The 20,763-nt window shown below is 49.1% G+C and carries 17 protein-coding genes; 4 read left to right on the forward strand and 13 right to left on the reverse strand.

Annotated elements, in window-relative coordinates; all coding sequences use genetic code 11:
* Positions 1–138: 138 nt before the first annotated feature.
* The gene (locus tag L1278_RS12790) at positions 139–1,518 is read right to left on the reverse strand and encodes a DEAD/DEAH box helicase (RefSeq protein ID WP_253404955.1); all 1,380 of its coding nucleotides are present in this window, start codon (positions 1,516–1,518) and stop codon (positions 139–141) included.
* A gap of 676 nt (positions 1,519–2,194) precedes the next feature.
* On the opposite strand from L1278_RS12790, the gene L1278_RS12795 reads away from it, so the two are divergent.
* Positions 2,195–2,764, forward strand: a complete 570-nt coding sequence (locus L1278_RS12795; protein ID WP_253404979.1) for a DUF2062 domain-containing protein — start codon at positions 2,195–2,197, stop codon at positions 2,762–2,764.
* An 85-nt stretch (positions 2,765–2,849) separates the two neighbouring features.
* Here L1278_RS12795 and L1278_RS12800 read toward each other — a convergent pair whose 3' ends face one another.
* The 3 genes from L1278_RS12800 to L1278_RS12810 all read right to left on the reverse strand — a co-directional run bounded on the left by L1278_RS12800 (position 2,850) and on the right by L1278_RS12810 (position 5,269).
* Positions 2,850–3,707: an OmpA family protein gene (locus L1278_RS12800; RefSeq protein ID WP_253404987.1), complete on the reverse strand. Its 858-nt coding sequence runs from the start codon at positions 3,705–3,707 to the stop codon at positions 2,850–2,852.
* Positions 3,708–3,750: 43 nt separating this feature from the next.
* Positions 3,751–4,470 (reverse strand): tetratricopeptide repeat protein, encoded by a 720-nt coding sequence (locus L1278_RS12805; protein WP_253404989.1) that lies wholly within the window; start codon positions 4,468–4,470, stop codon positions 3,751–3,753.
* Between the two features lie 85 nt (positions 4,471–4,555).
* Complete coding sequence (locus tag L1278_RS12810; protein WP_253404991.1) at positions 4,556–5,269, reverse strand: hypothetical protein; 714 nt, start codon at positions 5,267–5,269, stop codon at positions 4,556–4,558.
* A gap of 234 nt (positions 5,270–5,503) precedes the next feature.
* Here L1278_RS12810 and L1278_RS12815 point away from each other — a divergent pair, with 234 nt between their 5' ends.
* Positions 5,504–5,932, forward strand: coding sequence for an antitoxin Xre/MbcA/ParS toxin-binding domain-containing protein (locus L1278_RS12815; RefSeq protein ID WP_253404993.1), 429 nt, complete (start codon positions 5,504–5,506; stop codon positions 5,930–5,932).
* Positions 5,929–6,390: an RES family NAD+ phosphorylase gene (locus L1278_RS12820; protein WP_253404995.1), complete on the forward strand. Its 462-nt coding sequence runs from the start codon at positions 5,929–5,931 to the stop codon at positions 6,388–6,390. Before L1278_RS12815 ends, L1278_RS12820 begins: the two co-directional genes overlap by 4 nt.
* Before the next feature lie 6 nt (positions 6,391–6,396).
* Here L1278_RS12820 and L1278_RS12825 read toward each other — a convergent pair whose 3' ends face one another.
* Complete coding sequence (locus L1278_RS12825; protein ID WP_253405002.1) at positions 6,397–7,776, reverse strand: MBL fold metallo-hydrolase RNA specificity domain-containing protein; 1,380 nt, start codon at positions 7,774–7,776, stop codon at positions 6,397–6,399.
* A 170-nt stretch (positions 7,777–7,946) separates the two neighbouring features.
* On the opposite strand from L1278_RS12825, the gene L1278_RS12830 reads away from it, so the two are divergent.
* Positions 7,947–9,206, forward strand: a complete 1,260-nt coding sequence (locus L1278_RS12830) for an ectonucleotide pyrophosphatase/phosphodiesterase (RefSeq protein ID WP_253405004.1) — start codon at positions 7,947–7,949, stop codon at positions 9,204–9,206.
* A 71-nt stretch (positions 9,207–9,277) separates the two neighbouring features.
* On the opposite strand, the gene L1278_RS12835 is transcribed toward L1278_RS12830, so the two are convergent.
* From L1278_RS12835 to L1278_RS12870, 8 genes are all read right to left on the reverse strand, one after another.
* Positions 9,278–9,883 (reverse strand): hypothetical protein, encoded by a 606-nt coding sequence (locus tag L1278_RS12835; protein WP_253405006.1) that lies wholly within the window; start codon positions 9,881–9,883, stop codon positions 9,278–9,280.
* 392 nt (positions 9,884–10,275) lie between these two features.
* Complete coding sequence (locus L1278_RS12840) at positions 10,276–11,361, reverse strand: N-acetylmuramoyl-L-alanine amidase (RefSeq protein WP_371927356.1); 1,086 nt, start codon at positions 11,359–11,361, stop codon at positions 10,276–10,278.
* A 177-nt stretch (positions 11,362–11,538) separates the two neighbouring features.
* Positions 11,539–12,156, reverse strand: coding sequence for a hypothetical protein (locus L1278_RS12845; protein ID WP_253405010.1), 618 nt, complete (start codon positions 12,154–12,156; stop codon positions 11,539–11,541).
* 89 nt (positions 12,157–12,245) lie between these two features.
* Positions 12,246–15,146: a PD-(D/E)XK nuclease family protein gene (locus L1278_RS19675; protein ID WP_253405011.1), complete on the reverse strand. Its 2,901-nt coding sequence runs from the start codon at positions 15,144–15,146 to the stop codon at positions 12,246–12,248.
* A 286-nt stretch (positions 15,147–15,432) separates the two neighbouring features.
* Positions 15,433–15,855, reverse strand: coding sequence for a VOC family protein (locus L1278_RS12855; RefSeq protein ID WP_253405013.1), 423 nt, complete (start codon positions 15,853–15,855; stop codon positions 15,433–15,435).
* A gap of 69 nt (positions 15,856–15,924) precedes the next feature.
* Positions 15,925–16,479 carry a DUF4287 domain-containing protein gene (locus L1278_RS12860; RefSeq protein ID WP_253405015.1) on the reverse strand — a complete coding sequence of 185 codons (555 nt, stop codon included), beginning with the start codon at positions 16,477–16,479 and terminating at the stop codon, positions 15,925–15,927.
* Between the two features lie 31 nt (positions 16,480–16,510).
* The gene (locus tag L1278_RS12865) at positions 16,511–19,909 is read right to left on the reverse strand and encodes an exodeoxyribonuclease V subunit beta (protein WP_253405016.1); all 3,399 of its coding nucleotides are present in this window, start codon (positions 19,907–19,909) and stop codon (positions 16,511–16,513) included.
* A gap of 174 nt (positions 19,910–20,083) precedes the next feature.
* On the reverse strand, positions 20,084–20,620 hold the full coding sequence (locus L1278_RS12870; RefSeq protein ID WP_253405018.1) for a hypothetical protein: 537 nt from the start codon (positions 20,618–20,620) through the stop codon (positions 20,084–20,086).
* Positions 20,621–20,763: the final 143 nt, after the last annotated feature.

The following is a 20,763-nucleotide window of genomic DNA, read 5'->3' on the forward strand; positions in this document are numbered from 1 at the left end:
TTCTGACATCTCGAAAGAATTGAGAGGGCTGAATTATTTTGGGATACCTGTTAGGCTTCAGATTTCTCCCAAAGGTCGAAATGACAAAAAACTCTTAATTTGACAGAATTGGGCTGCGATATTTCCCGACAATCTTTCTCACTTCACCAAACCAACCCGAAACTTCCTACCCTTGATCTTGCCAGTCGTTAGCGCCTCCACAATCTCCTGAGCCCTATCTGCAGGTATAGCCACATAGCTGGCTTTATCCTGCACTTCAATGCGACCGATCTGGTCGGCCTTCAGACCAGCTGCTGCGATCAGGGCACCCACTATATCGCGGGGACTCAGCTTGTCTTTCCGGCCGGCATTAATGTGGAGTGTAGCAAAGGCTTCTGTGGATTCCGGTTCAGCTTTCTCAACACGTGCAGCCAGTTCAGCGGTATTCAGCCATTCATCCATTCGTACCAGTCCCCAATCTCGCAGCTTTTGCTCGTCGCGTGTTGTGGCGAAGGTATAGACCTCGCCGCCTCGTCCAGCGCGACCGGTGCGTCCGCTTCGGTGCAGGTAGGCGGCTTCGTCGTCTGGCAATTCGTAATGGATGATGTTTTTGAGAGCGGCAATATCTAGTCCGCGGGCGGCCAGATCCGTAGCGACCAGCACCTGCGTGGTGCCGTTGCGGAAGAGCGTCATGGCTTTGTCGCGGTCCTGCTGTTCCATACCGCCGTGCAGGGAGCGGGCCCCAAAGCCGTGCTTGGCCAGCATCGCCGCCACATCGTCGGAGGCGCCACGGGTATTGCAGAACACGACCGTTCCGGCAGGGTTTATGCTTTGCAAAAGATGGAGCAAGGCCTGCTGCTTATCTGGTTGCGCCACTTTTATACCTGTAAGTCGCACCTGATCAGGTATAGCGTTGGGCGAAACCTGCACAAACTGCGGATTTTTAAGCGAATCAGAGATCAGCTGCTTCACTTCGTCGGGCATGGTGGCTGAGAAGAGCACCGCCTGCCGCTTCTTAGGTATAGCCTCAAGAATCTGGTCAATTTCATCGGCAAATCCCATTTCGAGTAGCTTGTCAGCTTCGTCTAACACGAGCATGCGCACCTGACCAAAGTCAACGGTCTGGCGGTAAAGGTGATCGGTTAAACGTCCAGGTGTGCCTACGAGCACCTGTGGCGGAAAAGCCAGCGAGGCGCGCTCCTGTGAAAAAGAGTGTCCGCCGTAAAAAGCGCTGATTTTGAGGTTGTCGATCTTCTGGGCGAGTTGCTTTATTTCGTGACGTACCTGCACGGCCAGCTCGCGTGTAGGTACCAGTACCAGTGCCTGTATAACCTGTTTGTTAGTGTCAATCTGTTGCAGAAGCGGCAAACCAAAGGCAGCTGTTTTTCCGCTGCCCGTCTCGGCTTGTCCGGCTATATCCTGCCCTTTGAGGAGTGGAGGTATAGCGGAAAACTGAATAGGAGTAGGGGTGTGAAAATCTAGCTCAGCGAGGCGCTCCAACAGCGCAGGGGAGAGTCCCAGTTGATCAAAAGAAGCCATAGGCATGCGTACGTGAAGCGCAAAGGTACGGATTCCCATATATCCCCTTCGCTATTTTTTTCTGTATGAAGGATTTGGCAGATAACAGTAAAAACAGTAAACAGGATTAAAAGCTTACTTACTAACTATTTGTTCCGGTAATTCCTTTCCACTATACCTTAGTGGTGCAGGAAGATCTGCCAAAAGTCCTTGACGCGCTGTTGCGCTTTCTGAAGAAGGCATTAGCTGAAAATAACATCTTTATACCCAACATTACAGGGTGTTGCGTCAACATTTATCCACTCATTACCTCTCTCGGCAATATGGTAGGAGCAGTCTGCGGCGCCGGGCATGGTTGTGGCGGTTTCCGTTCCGGGCATTTTTAAAATATACTTTCTCCTTCTCCCGATCTGTAGCCCTATTTTAATCTGGGCAAGTAGTGTACACACTCACACTTAAGAAAGTCTTTCGTTCTGTTCCATTCAGGAAATTTAAAACATGATGTGGAATGCTTTTTGAGCTAATTAAAATAACCTAAACATTACTATTGCTGACAGGTTACTTTGGTGGATTCCCGGCATTAACCCAAAAGAGGCAGCCCGTCATTATTTAAGCTGGAGTACATGCAACTCTTTTAAGTTTTAAGGCGTCTTCTCTATAGTCCTGTCACTCAACAAAATTAAATTTAGCCAACGGATTGTCTACCTCCATCATTACCATATTTTTCAAGCGCCGCATCGTACACCCTGTGCTCAATTTGCTTCGGCAGGGCATGACACCGCACAAGCTTGCCGTTACGGTTGCGCTGGGCACGGTGGTGGGTATACTGCCTGCTCTGGGCGTCACCACGGTGATGGGAACCGCGCTGGCTGCCCGTTTCCGGCTGAACATCGCAGCCACGGTGCTGGTCAGCTACCTGGTGCATCCGCTGCAACTACTGCTGATCATTCCTTTTATCAAGGCGGGTATCTTCATGTTTGGGCTCGATGAGCTCAAGCTGTCCCTGGACGAAATGATCGCTATGTTCAGACTGGACTGGCTGGCTGCACTCAACAAGCTTTGGGTGGCCAACCTGGCTGCTGTTTCGGCCTGGGCCATATTGGCTATACCTGTTGGCGCGCTGCTATACGTTGCGCTACTTCCAATTTTAAAGCGGGTTTTGCCGAAACCGGCATCAGTTGCCGGTACTATACCTGCCAATTCTATAGCTGAGCTAAATATACCGGTTATACCTATACCTGAAACCGAAGTGCAGCCTCAAGTCTGAGGAATTACATCTTATACCTTAGACCTGTAAAACAAGAAAGCCAGCTCCTTGACGAAGCTGGCTTTCTTGTTATGCTTTAGGCTGATCAGGCTGACTCCAGGATCTGGAACAGTTCGTCCAGTTTAGGCGTCAGGATGATCTCGGTACGACGGTTTTTCTGACGTGCCTCTTTTGTTTTGGCATTGTCGAGTGGTACGTAAAGGCTGCGTCCGGAAGGCGTTACACGGTCAGGCTGCACGCCGGCTTGTGTTATGATGCGGGTAATTTCTGTAGCACGAAGCACGCTCAGGTCCCAGTTGTCTTGCATACCTACAGTACCGCGGGCAATCGGCACATCATCCGTATGGCCTTCCACTACCACGTTCACATCCTGCTGCTCTTTCAGTACGGCGGCCAGCTTTTTCAGGGCTTCAACACCTTTTGGATCCACTTTGGTAGAGCCGGAGTTGAACAGCAATTGCTCTGCCAGCGACACGTATACCTTGCCATTGCGAATATTCACCGTCAGGTCTTTGTCGTTGAAGCCAAGCAGGGCGTTGCTCACTTTTGAGCGGAGGGCATTTACGGCTTTGTCTTTCTCGTCGAGGATGCGCTGCAGTTCGGCCAGACGCTGTTCGCGAGCTTTAAGGTCGGCGTTCAGCTTGTCGATCTGCGACTTGCTCATGTTGAGGTTATCTCCCAGTGCTTTACCTTCTTTCAGGGCTTGCTGCAGACTTTGCTGATACTCTGTCTTTTGGCGCTCCAGTTCGGCACGCTCTTGCTCCAACTGGGCTTTCTCTTTTTCCAGGGATGACTTTTGCTGCTCTAGGTCAGATTTATCCAGTTCCAGGGCGTTTTTGCGGGTCATCAGGTCATCGTATTTCTTTTTGGAAACAACGCAGGATGATAGCGAAAGACTCCCGATAAAAAGGAAGAGGGAAGCTCTGTAGAAATTCTTTTTCATATCAATCGTTAAGGTTGGATGGTACGTAAGTGTTGTCCTTTTTTTAGTTGGCTGGTGCGGGCGCCTCAGTTTCGAGACGGAACATGCCTTTCGGGTCGGGCATGCGGGTCATGAGTTCTGTTAGGAAATTATAATCCAGCGACATGATGTTGAGGTCACGACCACGGTGTAGGTAATCCCAGGCTTCGGCGTATTTCTTGTTGTGAAAGTGCACCTGCGCTAAATTCGACATGGCAAAGGCATTGTTCGGATCTGCCTTTAAGGAGCGGTCGAGGAGGGCGGCGGCTTGTTTCAGGTTCTTCTTCTTTTTGTCTGCGATATATTGCTGCAGATAAGCAGAGCCCACATCAGAGAGCAGCAAAGAATTATTAGGCTGGTATTTCAAGGCGCGGTCAAACATACCGATCGCATCGCTTACATTGCCTCTGTTGTATTCAGCCACCCCGAAAGCCCAGTAAGTGTTAAAATTGTCCGGATTAAGCAGCCAGGCCAGGTTAAAGCGGTACATAGCGGTGTCTACCTGCCCTTCGTTCATAAACTCCCAGCCGCGCTCCATGAAAAAGTTGCTGGCCTCCGTGCGGCTTTCAAAGCTCTTGTCGCAACTTGTCAGGAATTTTTCATCGGCTTTCTGTTCAGCGTCTGTTTTAGCTACCTGCCCAAACATCGGGCGTACTTTAGGGGATAATTCAGGCTGCTGCTCCTGCGCAAAGGACATGGAGGCGCTCAGTATAATGGTGGCTGCAGCCAGGAAAATTCTTTTCATGTGATGGTATCAGCTAGGTATGGTAATGCTTGCTGGTTTTAAATTTACACCACCTGTCTTGAAATTACAAATGCCGTCCTGTCATTTACTGGTATTTCCCGGCCGGGTCCTGTTGCTTTTCCAGCAGGGCGGCAATGAAGGCAGCGTCTGCTATACCTTTGTCTTTGCTAATACTTTTGTGAAGGTAACTCCATGCCTTTGCGTACTCCTGCAAGTAATAGTGGCTGATGGCTAATTTGTAATAGGCATCCGCAGCGTCGGGGGAGTAGCGCACGGCGCTTTCGAGCAGTTTACGACTCTGCATCAGGTCTTCTGGGTTGCTTTCGGCATAAAACCGGCCGAGGTGGCTGGTGGCCAGATCGGTGAGCAGTCGAGGATTGTGCTGGTCTTTTTCAAGCGCATGGTAAAGCAAAAAGAGGGCTTTATCAAACGCCTTCTGCTGCCCGTACACAAGTCCGTAGCCCCAGTATACCTCGTTGTTGGTGCTATCCATCAGCCAGGCGCGCCCGAAAAAGTAGTTCGCGGAGTCCAGCTTCTCTTCATTGAAAGTGCGCTTTGCCTGAAAGGCATAGTAGCCCGAGGCGGCTTTGAGGTTCTTGAACCGTTTGGCATCCTTGTCCAGCATTTTCTTTTGCTGCTGTTTTTCCTGCAGGGTCAGTGCTTGTTTGGCCGGAATGACATCGGCCATCGTGAGTTCTGGACGGGGTGCCTCTCTGTTTTCGGTGATGGCGTTTTGGGAGGTGCAGGCGACCATCGAGCCTGCTATGATTAATCTAAAAGCGATGAGGTGGCTTCGCATGCGTAAAGCGGGTTGATTCTGGCTTCAAACGAGCCCGTCTCCGAAATAGTGCCTCCTTTGTCATTATCCGTTTGATAATGGTCTAATAGTCCATCTCCACAAAGGTATAGCCCAATTGTTTTTCCGGACGCCACCTATTAAGTTATGGATAGCGAAAGTCTAAGTAAAATTTAAATTGGCAACTTGTCGGATTATTTACGACAATGTTCGTATATTTGATAAAAGGAAATGATTATGGGAAAGGCACTAAAAGTGAATGCTGGAATTAACTTCAGTCTGCTGGATGACAGGGACGTGTTTATGCTAATCACCACTGTACGCGAAGGTATAAAGTACGCCACTTTTCAGAACATCGCCAACAAGATTCCTTTTAGCCTGGGCGAGTGGTCTGATTTTCTGCATTTGTCAGAGCGTACGTTTCAGCGCTACAAAAAAGAGCAGCGCAAATTTGATCCGCTGCACTCAGAAAAGATACTCGAAATCACGCTCGTGTATAATAAAGGGGTAGAGGTGTTCGGCGAAAAAGAAGACTTCGATGCCTGGCTGGAAGCCAAAAACGTGGCCCTGGGAGGTATACGCCCCAAAGAACTGCTCGACAGCACGTTTGGCATTGGTCTGTTGCGCGACGAACTGACCCGCATCGAACATGGAGTGCTCGCATGATCGTATACCGCCTCAGCAGAAAACTGTATTGCAATGACCTGTCCGGTAAAGGAGCTGAACTGGCAGGAGGCAGATGGAACAGCAAAGGAACCGCTGTGCTCTATACCAGCGAATCCATCGCCCTGTGTACAGTAGAGATAGCCGTGCACATGCCGTTGGGTATCGTACCCAAAGATTACTACCTGGTTACAATAGATATTCCGGATGACGCTCCAATCGGGGAGATACATGAAAAGGACCTCGCTGCTTCCTGGAAATCATTTCCGCATAGCAGCGTCACCCAAAAGGTCGGGGACAGTTACGTCCGGGATGGGGTATACCTTATCTTAAAAGTACCATCAGCCACCGTGCAGGGCACATTCAATTATCTCGTAAATCCACACCATCCTGAATTTCACAAGGTCCGCATACTCAAAACAGAGCCTTTTGTATTCGATAAGCGCCTGTTTATCAAATAAAGGGCGCTAGTGTAGTTCGTATGTGGTACCCATTTCAGCAATGGTACAGCCCCAGCCCAGTGAGTCAGTTATCTTCAATCGCAGCGCTTCCAGTGCCTGTGCTTCACCGTGGTTCAGAAAAACCTGTAGCGGCGCCTTTTTAAAATGACTGAGCCACCAAAGCAGATCTGCCTGGTCGCCGTGCGCTGACAATGAGGAAATTTGCTGTATTTCGGCATTCACTGGGTAGTAATTGCCCTGCATTTTTATCTCGGTCGCACCGCTCAGGAGCAAACTGCCCCTTGTACCAGGCGCCTGAAAACCTACCAACAACACGGTGTTATTCGAGTCGTGGATCAGGCGTTGCAGGTAGTAAAGTACTCTTCCTCCAGTCACCATACCGCTTCCCGCAATCACGATCTTTGGTCCAGGTTTATCAAGTACGCGCAGTGTCTGCTCAAATTCACGGATCACCTGCACGTTGTTCATCATAGTGCGGCATTCGGCATCGCTCAGACTGTGCCAATCACGGTGATGCAGGTATAGCTTCGTCACATCAATACCCATGGGCGTATCGAGGTAGATCGGTATGTTGGGTATGCTTCGCTCTTCACGCAGGGTGTTGAGTATGAGCAGCAGTTCCTGCGCCCGCTCCACGGCAAAACTTGGTATCACCAGCACCCCGCCTTTGTCTATGGTATGTTTCACATAGGCTTGTAGCTCGTTGTAAGCCGAGGCCTGTTCATGCAGTCTGTCGCCGTAAGTAGACTCCAGTACCAGGTAGTCGGCCTCTCTTATAAAAGCAGGCGGTTCCATGAGCAGTGGTTTGCGCCGACCGATATCACCTGAAAACACGATAGTGCGGCCTTTGCATCTCAGTTCCACAAAAGCAGAACCTAAAATATGACCACTTTTCCGGAAGCAGAATTTCATATCCTCATTGATGATCACCCATTCGTTGTCCAGGTGTGTATCAAAGAGCGGCATGGTCAGGTCCACATCTTCGGAGGTATAAAGCGGCTTGGCCGGGTGATGCTTGCTGTAGCCTCCATGGTTAGCTTTGGCGGCGTCTTCCTCCTGTATTTTGGCGCTGTCGCGCAGAATGATTTCGGTTACGTCCCGAGTTGGAGTAGTGGCATAAATGGGACCGTTATAACCATTCTGGGTAAGCACGGGCAGGTAGCCGCAATGATCCAGGTGACCGTGCGTCAGGATTACCGCATCCAGTTCTTCGACATTCAACGGGAGTTTTTGCCAGTTGAGCAGGCGCAGTTGCTTTAATCCCTGGAACAAACCACAGTCGATCAGCACCTGGTGCTTATCTGTTTTGAGCAATATTTTAGAACCGGTCACGGTGCCGGCACCGCCCAGAAAAGTCAGTGTGAAAGGAGGAGTATAGTCTAGCATCTGTTCTAAGGATAGTGGGTATAGGCAAGATAAACAATCCTGGTATGTTGTATAATGATAAATATTAATTTTTCATCTATTCGTTAATTCATTCGTCTCCTGCCCACGCTTAACAGTAATTTAAAACAAGCAGACTGGTAGCTACGCAGCATTTGCCGTATCTTCGCTCCATGAAACAGATCTTCGTTTTGCTGGTTTGCCTGCTCTGGCAAGGACTGGCATTCGCACAAGTAGACACAGTGCAGCGCGTTATCCAGGATAGGTATAACAGCCCGTCGCAACAGCAGAAATCTTATGTGATCCTGATCTCGGCAGACGGTTTTCGCTATGATTATGCCGATAAGTATGACGCTACCTTTCTGAAGTCCATGCGGGCTCAGGGAGTACAAGCAGAGTCGATGCTGCCGGCTTTTCCGTCCAAGACGTTCCCGAATCATTATTCTATTGTGACGGGGCTATACCCTGCCAGCCACGGCCTGATCAACAATTACTTTTACGACCCGCAACGCAAGGAACACTACAGCATGCGCGACCGCAGCAAAGTGGAAGATGGCACCTGGTATGGCGGCACACCACTTTGGGTGCTGGCAGAACAGCAGCAAATGGTAGCGGCCAGTTTTTTCTGGGTTGGCTCAGAAGCACCCGTGCAAGGTATACTGCCTACTTATCATTACCAGTACAGCGAGGTATTGCCGATTGAGCGTCGCATCCAGACAGTAGTTGACTGGTTGAATTTGCCTGCCGAAAAGCGGCCGCATCTGATCACTTTTTACCTACCCGAGGTAGACCACGCCGGTCACCGCTATGGCCCGGATGCGCCACAAACTAAGGAGGCTGTATTAGAACTAGACAAGCACTTGCAAATGCTGACCGAAGCTGTTGCCAAAACAGGCTTGCCTGTCAATTACGTGTTTGTGTCGGATCATGGAATGCTGGAGGTAGATACAAAGAACACACTTCCCATGCCTGCTGCCATCGATACGGCCAAGTTTATGGTATCCGGAGGAGGGATGGTTGTGGAACTGCATGCCAAAGACAAAAAAGCCATAAAGCCCACTTATCGCAAACTGAAGAAGGAAGCCAGGGACTACCAGGTATACAGGAAAAACAAAATGCCCAAACACCTGCACTACGGAGCCAAAGATGATAAGTACGGCCGCGTAGGTGACATCCTGCTGCTGTCGGATGCCCCAAAGGTATTTCATTTTTCATCACGTCCGCCATCTCCCGGCCAGCACGGTTACGACGCCACCAAAGTAAAGGAGATGCACGCTACCTTTTATGCTTGGGGACCCGCTTTTAAACAGAACACAAAAGTAGAAACTTTCGAAAATGTGGATGTATACCCGCTGATCGCTGAGATTTTAGGCTTACCCTATACCCATAAAATTGATGGCAGCAGACATTTGATCGAGAAAGTACTACCGTAACGTATAAGACGAGACATAAAAAGCCCGCCTCTGCTGAAGAGACGGGCTTTTTATTTAGAGTGTAGCGTGTTCTACATAGTACCGCGACCTGGCAGGTAAATCTGAAAACCGACACCGACCGAAAGACCGGAAGTGCTGGTATCGACTGAAACATCGGCACTGGTGCGGGTATAGTTTAGTGTGGCTTCAATGGCAACGTTGCGGGCAACAAAATGCGCATAGCCTGCCCGTAAGCCCAGCACGGAACTGAAAATGCGGTCGCCATCACTGTCTTTTAGCGAACTGCCGGCAAAACCAGCCAACGCTTCGCCAAACCAGCGGCTGCTAGGGGAGGCACCTTCCGGAAAATAATAGCGTGCAAAAGGAGTCAGTCCATAACTGAAGTTTTCACCGCCGTCATAAAGCATGAGGCCGATCTGGGCCTGCACACCAAGTACGGCATTGTCGCTTATAAAATAGCCAGCTCTCGGCTCGAGTATTAGCTGGAATGTTTCGGATTTGAAATTGTAACCGATTGAGCCAATACTGGCACCTACTAGCCAGTTACCTTGCTGAATAGATTCGTTAGCCACCGCAGCCGATGTCTGGGGCTTTTCAATATTTAAAGTGTCCTGCGCCAGAAGCGAGCCTGTTGTAAAAAAAGCGCATAATGTAAATAGAAGGTAAATTCTTTTCATAGGTATAGCATTAGGAGTTTACAATAATTTGTATTTGAATAATCATAGTCTAAACATTAACAATAACGCAGGCCATATCGTTTTGTTCTGAATAGCTCAGAATCAAGCAATTACATTTTAATGTCCTTTCCGATTGACTTCTTGTAAACTGAAATAGAATTGAAGAAATCTGCCCTTGAAGAAGAGATGCGTTTGATGACGGAACTGATTAATAGAGGTATTTCCCTGGGTAGGATGTTTATCTAAGAGCGTCGTCAAAAAAGATCAAACAAAAAGAAGAGAAGGTGAGATGTATTAGCCGGTTCAGGTATAGGCAGTCTTACCTGCTTGGATAGTTAGGAAGAATTTTAAAGCAAAAGGCCGGACACTATTTGTAGTGCCCGGCCTGCTTTTTATTCAGATGTGTAATCGGAGAGTAGCCCTTCGTAAATCCAGTTGGCCAATGCCTGCCGGTTATCAGCTATTACGAAGCGGCGCTGGTCCTTTACGTTGCGAATATTGCCGAGCTCGATAAATACGGTGGGCGGATGACTGTACTTAATGACGTAAAGGCTGCTGCGTTGCGTTACATTTCCTGAGTAGTCGCGGTTGGGTTGGTAGCGCCTGTACTTGTTCGTGAACTTCTGGTGAATATTTTTGGCCAGCTGCTCGCCGTCCTTGCTGTTTTCGTGGTGGTAGAAGAAGACATCGATGTTCTGGCTTTCGCTACGACTATCGACGTGGATGGCCAACATGCGCTGGTAGGCGCCCTTATGTTTAAGGTATAGACCATTTACGGCCTCTGTGCGCTGGCGCAGGCGGGCACTGTGGTTTAGCGGAATTTTCTTGTTGGGGTATACGATTTCATCACGGTCCATCTTCAGCACCCCCTCATCACGAATGCCATCGTCAGCGTCCTGCACGATCATATACACTGTGGCCCCTTGTTCCATCAGTACCCGTGCCAAACGGATAGTCACATCGTAAGCATACTCATCCTCGGCCAAGTCATTGCTGCCATATTTGCCCACAGCGCCCGGGTCGGGTCCGCCATGGCCGGAACTGAGGTAGTATACCGCGCCCTGCAGCTTTGTACTTTTCACCTCCACTTTGGAATACTTCTCGCCAAACAGCGGCGTTTCAAGCACTCGGGCAGAAATCTTGGCAGGTTCAGCAGTCAGATCAGTACGTGTTTTACTGTCCACAGCGGCTACCCGGGTATTGTCGCTAGCCACGGTGGTGTTGTCGGTTGAAGTGACGCTTTCAGGTAAGGTATAGGTTTTCCCGACAATCAGGCCATGGTCTTTGCCGAAACGGTCTTTGTTGATCTCCACGAATTTTTGAAGATGCTCCGAAGGATTGAGTCCGTGACGGCGCAACAAGGTATAGATACCGTCACCGGGCATCGCAACAGCCTCCAGGATAGTGCTCTGACCGTAAACGGCAATTGATGACAGTACAAGAAAAAGGGTGATAATAGAGGTACGCAATGCAATCAGGTTTATCGAGAAATATTAAGAATCCGATATTACAAAAAATGTATGAAGTATGAAAGATGATCTGTTCTATCAACGCAGAATACCGGAAGCTCTATATAAACGATACCTGATTTTTTGGAGCTAATATCAAAAAATCAGGTATACCATTTCAGAAAACAGGTATAGCCATCCTGCCATTTACTGCACGCGGTAGCTTACCAATTCATAGCGCCGCATCAGTTTTTCCGAGTCAGCATAGTACCAATCTGTCCGGATCATCCCAATTTCGGGCGTCACGTATTCGTTCATCCAGGTAGTACTTAGTGAAGAAGATGCTTTTTGTTCGGTTTGCCTTTCAAAGCTGAACTCATAGGCTTGGTTAGCATGGGGCGAATCAGGTATAGTGACCAAGTCCTTTGCTCTTCTGTGGTAGATCCACAAGGTATAGTTAGGATACTGATACCCATAAGCAATGCCTGACATTTCCGGACTAGGGTAGGTGATATAGTGCTCTCTGGCATCTTTTCTATAGTACACATAACCGTCCTTGTCATTGCGGACGATCATGCCGTTGTTCAGAACGTACCAGGTGGTTTTATTGATCAGGGTGTCTTTCATCACTTGCCGTCTAAACGAGCTTTTTGATAGCACATCTCCATCGGTATTGTATTCTATCTGGTCGTACACCCATTCATTGCCGACCTGCAGGGGCATGATGACTTCAATCGGCTCTGATATTTCTTCTTTCTCACACGAAAAGAGGAACAGTGATAAACAGAAGAGGATAATGTGTCTGAATAGCATCAATCGTTTCATAGGCTTTCTTTTTAAGGTATGATACCCATAATTGCCAGAACGTTGCATGCTCAGCTAAAACAATATTGTGAAAATCTGATACTTTCTGATTATCGCGCGCAAATCCCCCGATAAGGGCAGTACTGACAGATTTCCAGCTCCTTCGTTTTCCGGATCACTTCATTCGGGTCGAGCAATTCCTGCACAAAGCGCGTGAGTAAAGCTTCGGATGCTGAAATAAAATCCTGACCTGTTGCCTGTTCAAAAGGAAAATCTGCTGTCAGGACGCCGGCGTCGAGATTACGGAACGATAGTATACCTGATTTCGGCACAATCCGTGCAGGGTCCATGTGAGCTGCATTACGGAGCAGTAGTTCCGGCTTCTGCTGTAGGTTACGCTGCAGGATGTACTCATAGAGCCACAGCTGTCGCGCTTTATCATACTTAGGCGAGGTGATAAAATGCAGGTCCACATCATCCGGCTTCACACTCACCTGGTTGCGTTCTACTTTACCGGTTTTGTAGTCGATTACGCGCAGCTCTGCACCTTTCAGGTCGATGCGGTCGGCTTTACCAGCCACTTTTACAGGTATAAGTTCGTCGCCGACCTGAACCTGCAGGGTGGTTTCCAGTTGCTCTTCAAGGCGCAGGACATAGAGCGGCAGTTCGTCGTCCGATTTGAGCAGACTCTCCAGGTACTTTTCGAGCACCTGCACGGCTACTTTGAAAAGCAGGAAATTCATGCCGCGTTCTGGCGTAGCACCGCGTGTTACTTTCTTAAATTCAGCTTCTACCTTGGCTGGCAGCTCCTGTAGCATCTGCTCCACATGCGGCTTCTCGATAGGTTTGCCATTCTGCTCAAAAGGACGGAAAAAATCCTCCAGCACCTGGTGCACGATGGTACCAAACTGGTCGGCACCGAGTTGTTCTTCTACCTCGTCAATTTCCCTGATCTTGGCAATGCGACTAAAGTAATACTGTAGCGAACAGTTGATGTACATGTTCAGGTGCGAGGGGTAGAGACCACGCTTCAGTTCCTGCCGCAGTTGCTCCAGTGTCTGAGCATCTTTATGAATGACAATATCCTCGTCATATTTCTTCTGATCGCGCAGCTCCACCGTGGCCGTCAGGTCGCGAAATTTGATCTTCGGGTTGCGTAGCGCTAGGTCGTTTTGAAGCTGCAGAATGAAACGGCTTTTCTCGCCCGAGCCATAGGTATCGGAAGGCAATACATAGAGCAGGTTCACAGTTTTGGCGCGCTGCAACAGGCGGTAAAAGTTATAGGCCATAGCACCTTCCGTTTCAGCGTAGGTAGGAAGTCCGAATTGCTTCAGCACATCAAAGGGCATCAGCGACTCGTGCCGTTTCGGAGCCGGCAGCGTGTTTTCGTTCACCGACAGGATGATCAGGTTCTCAAAATCGAGCGCACGGGTTTCAAGCATACCCATGATCTGCAGATCCGAGATAGGCTCTCCGCTGAAAGGTAAACGCTGACGCCCAATCAGTTCGTTGAGGAACTTGCGGAAACTGCGCACTGAAATCTTTTGCTCACGACAGTCGAAAATCGTATCGAGTCGCTTGACAATGGTATAGAAAATATAGAGGTATTCGGTTTCAATGGTGCTGGGCTGGTGACTGTACATTTTATGCAGCAGATCGATCAGCTGGTAAAGCGAGGCAATGATGTCGTCGCAGTCGCGCCAGGACTTGAACAGCACTTCAAAGAGCGGCTCGTGCTTGCCCATTTTCAGCAAGTCGTTGGCCGTGATGAGCACGCGGTTGTCCTGCACGATCTGGTCGAGCACTTGCTGTACAAAGCCGTGAAGTTGCTGCTTGTCGGGTTGCTCGTTCAGGTATAGCTCATACCTGCGGATGAAAGGGTGGGAGAGCAGCTTGGTCACCGTCAGGTGATGGTACTGGTATACCTTGTAACCCGACTCCTGCAGCTGCGTCACGCCCGTCAGGTGCACATCAAAAAGCAGATCGATCAGGTTGTAGAGCGGCGTACCTTTGAAGCTAAGTCCCATCGTTACGTTATAATTCGGCACCTCTTCAGGTATAGAGTGCAGCACCGGAAGCAGCAGTGTTTCGTCAGGCATTACCACTGCTACCTGCGCGTGTTTGTCACGTTGGCGGATTTCCTGGATCAGCTGCCCGGCCAGTTTGCCCTGCATGCTCGCATTGGCCACCCCGATTACGTTAATCTCTTTCTCGTCGGTAAGCAGTAAATTCTGTTGCCAGCGCCATTCCGGCAGATTCCAGGTACTCTTATACCTGCGCAGGAAACTGCCCGCCCGGTTTGGGGTACCATCTTCCATGTAAAAGTCATCGGAATCAAACAGTACTTCACCCTTGTTGTGCTTCAGTAGCGTGCGGATGATCTTCTCCTCTGAATTAGTAAGCGCATTAAGGCCAATGAAAAGGTACTGGGCACATTCCGGTGACTTGGCCAGCTGCTCTATGTTATCGGAAACGATCTTGAAAGCCATACCTGTGTAGGCCTGCTTGCGCTCCTCCAGGTGGTTTTTCAGGTTATGGTAGGTCTTCTCGATGTTATTCCAGAGACTGAAGTATTTTTTGACAGCAGGCGTCAGTTCTTTACCCAGGTTCGCAGGGTCCCAGCGCTCCAACGCTTTGGCCTCACTCACATACTCAAATAGCTTAGAAGTATCTACCAGGTTTTGGTCAATGCGGCTGAAATCGTCGAGCAGCGTGCCACCCCAGGTGATGAACTGGTCGAAGTCGAGGTTTGGGTCCTGCTCCCGCATCAGGTCGTAGAGCTCCAGCTGCAGATTGATCGGCTCCAGCACATCCACCTTAGCCAGCTTGGTAATGAAATCCTCCATACCTGACACCTCCGGCGACCAGATAGGTTCAGGAGCAGCCTGCGCCAAGGCGTTCTTGAAAAAGAAACTCGCACGACGCGACGGCAGCACAATGCACAGTTCGCTGATGTTCTCTTTATACTTCTCGTATACGTATTTTGCCGCTAGCTCAAGAAAGGTCTGCACTTTGTTATTGTGTGATTTAGTGAATGAGTGATGGAGTGAATTGTTAAATTTTGTTGAAGGTTAAATTGTTAGTGCACGATACGGCCAGACTGTGACCCGACACCTTCATAGTAAGTATCTTTTGTCATTTCGACCTGGGGTAGGGGCCCTCGCTTGGGGAGAAATCTGAAGTATTGTAAGCCTAAAATAATCCAAATCTCTCAATCCTTTCGAGATGACAATTCCCGCTCCTTGTTCCTAAAGTTGACATTGGTTTAAGACCTGTCCTCATAGGTAATCGAACTTTTTAACTCCCAACGTTTCCCTTTTCATCCATCGTCATGAAGGGGTTATAGGCTATTTCCCAGAGGTTATCATCCGGGTCGGCGATGTAGCTGCTGTAGCCTCCCCAGAATACTTTTTCCGGTTGCTTGAGCACCCGGACACCCTTGCCGGCAAGTTCTGCCACCAGTTCATCCACTTCTTTTTCGGAGTGCACATTATAAGCCAGCGAGAAACTTTTAAAACCCTTGCCGTCAGCTTCCAAGCCCGCATCATCTGCCAGCGACTCTTGCGGGAACAGTGCCAGTTGCAGGCCATTCAGCTGAAAGAAGATAATGCTTTCTGTGCTGGTTTCGAGAGGCTGCCAGCCAAAGATGTTCTGGTAAAACTCTCTTGAACGCTGCAAATTCCTGACGCCTAATGTGATTAGTGTAATTCTCTGTTCCATTTTTTCCCTTTGATCGCTTACTTGATTACTGTTAACCTAACTGCTATACCTATACCTTGCAGCTATACCCTACCTGGCTTCATCATAGGCCGCTTTCAGCCAGCCAATCAGCTCGGCATCTACTTCATCTGCGTGTTGCAGCTTTACACGATGCGAACACATGGCATTAAAACTGCCTGACTTTTCCAGCCTGCCTTCCGGTTCCCGGCCTTTCAGGTTGATACCAACGTCTAACCTGGTTTTGGTAGAAGGCTGGATCAGGGCAAACTGCTTTTTGCCGCGCACACTCACATAGGCAGTTTTGGGAGCCAGTTCTATATCAGCACCAAATTGTTTTAGCTGCGCAGTCAGTGCCTCATAAACAGGCAGGAGCTGCTCTTTTCCTTTGTATTGCTTTTCTATCAGATCTTCCGGTTTTTCTGCCGATCCGGCATCCGTTCCTTTCGTTTTAAGCGCGACCAAATTGGCAAAGCCATGTGTGAATCCGTGGTCAGATTTCAGATATTTTATAATCTCACCGTGTTTCTGAAGGCCTGTGCCCTGCACCACGCCAATCCATTCTCCAAGAGATTTCCCGGTGTTCTTTTCCAGGTTATCGATCATGGTTTGAGCTGCTTTGTCCATTTTATGATTGGTTGTTAATGTCAGGTAAGTGTTATAATGCCAGGCCTATTTGCTGGCTTTTGCCGCCATAAGACCATTCATACAGTTCTTCGGTATCAAAGTAATAAAGCAGGCATTTTACTTTATCGTAGCCCAGTTGCTTGAAGCGCACAGCGTAATGATCGAGTTTATTGCGGTGCTCTTCCAGCGGAGGCGGCAATTTGAACTCCAGCAACACCACCTGGTCCCCATCAAACACCACCCGATCGGGCTTGTAGAGGTAGGCGCGGGCGTCGAGCAGCTCTTTTTCGTGCTCCACAATAACATCACCCGAAAAGTATTGACTGATCTGCGGATGATTGACCACCTGGAGCAAGCGTTCTTTCAATACAGGCTTTTCCCGGTCACTGATAATGCCTTGGTATACCATCTGGCGCAGCACGTCATCAAGTTGTGCCGCGGTCAGAATGCGGGAGAGGGCATAGTGCAGCTTTTTGTTCAGAATGCGCTGCTCGGTCTGCGTCTCAAAGTCGAACACGTTGTTGGCGTGCTGCTTGAGCTGAAGTCGCTGTGCCCAATCATTGGTTTGGAGGTAATCCAAGGTATAGACAGGCCCGATTTCACGGCTGCCACTATCCTGTTTCGTTTTCTGACCCGCGTATACTTGGTAGCAAAGCTTGCCGGGTTCCCAAAGCCCCTCTGCCACCAGGTAGCGGTAGAGCAGGTGACTCACATTTTTGGCTGTTCCTTCCAGTGCCTTCTGTGCCTTATGCTCCTCCAGCAGGTCCTTTCCGTTGCCGATCAGGTATAGCCTGTCCTTGGGGCGGGTGAGGGCCACGTAGAGCATGTTCAGGTTTTCAATAAAGGTCTTCTCGATCTCGGTATTGTATTGTTCGGCCAGTTCGGTATGCTCCAGTCTGGAACTGATGTTCACGGCCACACTGCGCAATTTGCCCATCACTTTGTTTTCATCAGAAAGACGGCTCCACATCAATGCCCTGGTCTGCGGCTCGGTGCTCCAGTCCGCAAACGGAATGATAACAATCGGGTAGGCGAGCCCCTTGGCCTTATGAATGCTGGTGATCGTGATGGCGTTTCGGTCTTTGGGCGTGTTGATGCTGAGTTTTTCTTTCTGCACATCCCAATAAGCCAGGAAATTATTGAGGTTATTACTGTTCTTGAGACTATACTCCAGCACCAGATCCAGGAAACGGAACAGGTACTCGCATTCGTTGTTGTGCCCCAGCAAATTGAAAATGCGGATCAGCTGCTCGGTAAGTTCATAGAGCGACAAATTGCCCGTCTCACGTTCCTTCACATCAAAACCTACTTTGCGCAGGTAGTTGAAGAACAGTTGCGGATCCGTCTGGTTGGAAATGCGGGCGATTGTTTGGGCCAGTTCTGTGGTAGGCACTTTACCCTGCGTAACAGTATAGATCAGGTATAGCGCCTCTGATTTGGCGAGCGTGTCGTTCGGGCGGTTGAATACCCGGAACATGGCAATGATCAGATTGATCACTTCGGCAAACTGCAGCGAAAGCGAATCCTGCGAGATGATATCGTACTGCTTTTCCTTCAGGAAATTGGCAATCAGCTTGCTCTTGGCATTGGTGCGACAGAGTATCGCCATGTCCTTTAAGGTATAGCCATCGTTCAGTCCCTGCCGCACGAGTTCGATCACCATATTCAGCGTACTGGCATCATAGCTGAGTTCCTGTTCATGGGTATAGTCATCGTAAAATATTTCTGTGCGCACGCAGCTGCTCAGGTCGTACTTATAATTCAGATCATCAGGGTAAGTGAACATGATCTGCACATGCCCGCCGGCCTTCCCTGTTATGGGTGCTTCCTGCACAAACTTGTCATCGTAGATGGAGGTGAAGGTGCCGTATACCTTGTGTTGCTCACTAAAGAAAGTAAAGAGCTTGTTGTTGAACTCGATGATCTCGCGGCGGCTACGGAAATTCTGTTGCAGCACATCAGGAGCTAGGTTTTCACGCACAGATTCGTAGCGCTCCCGGATCATGTTGCCATGGCGACGGTTTTCGTAGAGCAGGTGCGTGTTGTTTTTGTAAAGGTGCAGGATTTGTTCCATCTCCCCGCCGCGCCAGCGGTAAATTGCCTGCTTGGCATCCCCCACCACCATGCTAAAGTGCCCGGAAGCCAGGGCGTTGTCGACAAGCGGCAGCAGGTTGTTCCACTGCAGTACCGAAGTGTCCTGAAACTCATCGATCAGGATGTGGTTATACTTCTCACCGAGTCGTTCATATATAAAGGGCACAGGCTCCTTGAGCACAATGTCGATGATGCGCTTGTTGAATTCCGAAATATGCACCGTGTTACGGTCGAGCTTAATTTCCTGCAGGCATTTCTCCAGCTCGTTCAGCACCGACACCTTATATAAATGCGGCACCACCGCCGAGATCAGAGTAAATGTACCGGCATACTGCTCTTTTATCGACTCAATATTATAATAGAGATCCGTGAGCAGCTGGCGTATACTGTCGATCTGGTTTTTGGTAGCCGTGGAGGCCTTGCCAGCGTACCATTTATCATCTTCCACCGTCTGGCGGGCGTAATTGTTGCCATAAGTAAGGTCTGCTTCGCGGTTAAATTTGCTGAAGTAGCCGTAAAGTCCCCGGTTGCCCTGGAAAAAGTCGGAAGGGGAGAGGCCCGCCTGCTCAATAGCCTGTAGCGCCTTCCCGGCATCTTCCTGCAGGGCGGCCAGTATACCTTCCTGCAAAGTTTTCAGTTGTTTCCGGATCTCCCTGAAATCCTCCAGCGTGAGTCCCTGCAGATCTGTTACCGCTTCGTATACCTGTTCGTTCAACAAATTTTTGGCAAAGTCAGCCAGGTCATCGGCCAGGGTATTCCAACTGCGTCCTTCGCGGGCTTTTTCCAGCGCATAGTGTTCCAGCGTTTCCGAGAGCAGATCGTCTTTCCGGTTGCTCACCTTGTCCAGTAGCAGTTGCACAGCAGAGCTCACCAGCGTCTGCGAGTCGAGGTCAACTTCAAAATTGTAGGGTATGTTCAGCTCCTTCGTAAAGGCCTGCACGATCTTGTTGACAAAGCTGTCGATGGTGCTGACAGAGAAGTCGCTGTAATTGTACAGGATTTGCGTAAAAAGGCGACCGGCTCGCTGGCGGATTTGCTCTTTGTCAAAGCTTTCTTCCGGGTAGCGAACCTGCAATTCAGCTGTGATCTTGTCCAATAAGTCTTCACTCTTCAGCAGTTCCCCTCCACTCAGGTTGGGGTCGTTAAAATTGCGCAGTGCCCCCAGGATGCGCTCCTTCATCTCTGCGGCGGCATCGTTGGTAAACGTGATTGCCAGGATGGAACGGTAATAATCCGGGTCAGTGCTATGGAGCGCAAGTTTCAGGTATTCTTTGGTCAGGGTATAGGTTTTACCGGAACCTGCTGAGGAGGAGAGTATCTTGAAGTTTGGCGACATAGCGGGCAGCTTTAAACGGGATTCTAAAGATACATTTCCTGTGGGGCTTATGCCAGCGCCAGGGTTTAAAATAATGAGTGCTCAAAGCAAGTGTTTGTCCGTCAAGGTATAAAATACAAAAAGCTCCCCCGCTTGCGCGAAGGAGCCTGTTGCCTTTCTATATATAGTAAAGGGTTATGCGTATACGATCTGCCCTTTCTTTTCTTCTTTCTCCTTGGCAGGAGCATGGTCGTTTACGCAAACATTTCGCACAATACGAGCCATCGAGATAGAGTAATCTGCTATGATGCAGTGCTGCTGCTCAGTGCTCATCAGCGCTTTACCACCACCCAGGGTCAGTTTGTTCAGTTCAATCACTTCATCAAAATTCTGACGCAGCATTTTCAGCGCCTTGAAAGAGGGCTCGTTGTAATACATTGGAATCACCTGGCATACGGCATAACTGCCTTTTGCGCGTTCCTTGGCAATCATGTTACACAAGCTGGAAGCATTCATTTTGTCCAGGTCCGAGATGATCACAAAGAACACTTTAGCCTCACTTTTATCGGTCTTGATAACTGCATTGTTTGGCAGCAGATTGCGTGAGACCTTGGCTCCCTTCATGAAGTCTTCGTCTTTCAGGATCTTGTTATGGATCTTAAAGGCCAGTGCGCCAGAGGCGATCAAATGAAAGTCCCTGCTTTTAGCTGTAATTTTGGAGAAGTGTAACATAATTAGAAAGGATTAAAGGGTTAAAGTTCTACGGTATTTTTAAATAGTGAAATTTCATTTTTATAGTTCAGGCTTCAAATTTTGCTTTCAGGCAAAGGGAAGGGGGCGGAGACAACAACTAGATACCAAAACCGGATAAATCG

Origin of the sequence: Pontibacter sp. HSC-36F09 (genome assembly GCF_024171605.1) — a bacterium.
Classification (GTDB): Bacteria; Bacteroidota; Bacteroidia; order Cytophagales; family Hymenobacteraceae; genus Pontibacter.

Bases quoted from the DNA above. Each gene is read 5' to 3' on its own strand.
- L1278_RS12790 (WP_253404955.1), bottom strand. From the start codon at position 1,518: ATGGCTTCTTTTGATCAACTGGGACTCTCCCCTGCGCTGTTGGAGCGC.
- L1278_RS12800 (WP_253404987.1), bottom strand. From the start codon at position 3,707: ATGAAAAAGAATTTCTACAGAGCTTCCCTCTTCCTTTTTATCGGGAGT.
- L1278_RS12805 (WP_253404989.1), bottom strand. From the start codon at position 4,470: ATGAAAAGAATTTTCCTGGCTGCAGCCACCATTATACTGAGCGCCTCC.
- L1278_RS12810 (WP_253404991.1), bottom strand. From the start codon at position 5,269: ATGCGAAGCCACCTCATCGCTTTTAGATTAATCATAGCAGGCTCGATG.
- L1278_RS12815 (WP_253404993.1), top strand. From the start codon at position 5,504: ATGGGAAAGGCACTAAAAGTGAATGCTGGAATTAACTTCAGTCTGCTG.
- L1278_RS12820 (WP_253404995.1), top strand. From the start codon at position 5,929: ATGATCGTATACCGCCTCAGCAGAAAACTGTATTGCAATGACCTGTCC.
- L1278_RS12825 (WP_253405002.1), bottom strand. From the start codon at position 7,776: ATGCTAGACTATACTCCTCCTTTCACACTGACTTTTCTGGGCGGTGCC.
- L1278_RS12830 (WP_253405004.1), top strand. From the start codon at position 7,947: ATGAAACAGATCTTCGTTTTGCTGGTTTGCCTGCTCTGGCAAGGACTG.
- L1278_RS12835 (WP_253405006.1), bottom strand. From the start codon at position 9,883: ATGAAAAGAATTTACCTTCTATTTACATTATGCGCTTTTTTTACAACA.
- L1278_RS12845 (WP_253405010.1), bottom strand. From the start codon at position 12,156: ATGAAACGATTGATGCTATTCAGACACATTATCCTCTTCTGTTTATCA.
- L1278_RS12855 (WP_253405013.1), bottom strand. From the start codon at position 15,855: ATGGAACAGAGAATTACACTAATCACATTAGGCGTCAGGAATTTGCAG.
- L1278_RS12860 (WP_253405015.1), bottom strand. From the start codon at position 16,479: ATGGACAAAGCAGCTCAAACCATGATCGATAACCTGGAAAAGAACACC.
- L1278_RS12865 (WP_253405016.1), bottom strand. From the start codon at position 19,909: ATGTCGCCAAACTTCAAGATACTCTCCTCCTCAGCAGGTTCCGGTAAA.
- L1278_RS12870 (WP_253405018.1), bottom strand. From the start codon at position 20,620: ATGTTACACTTCTCCAAAATTACAGCTAAAAGCAGGGACTTTCATTTG.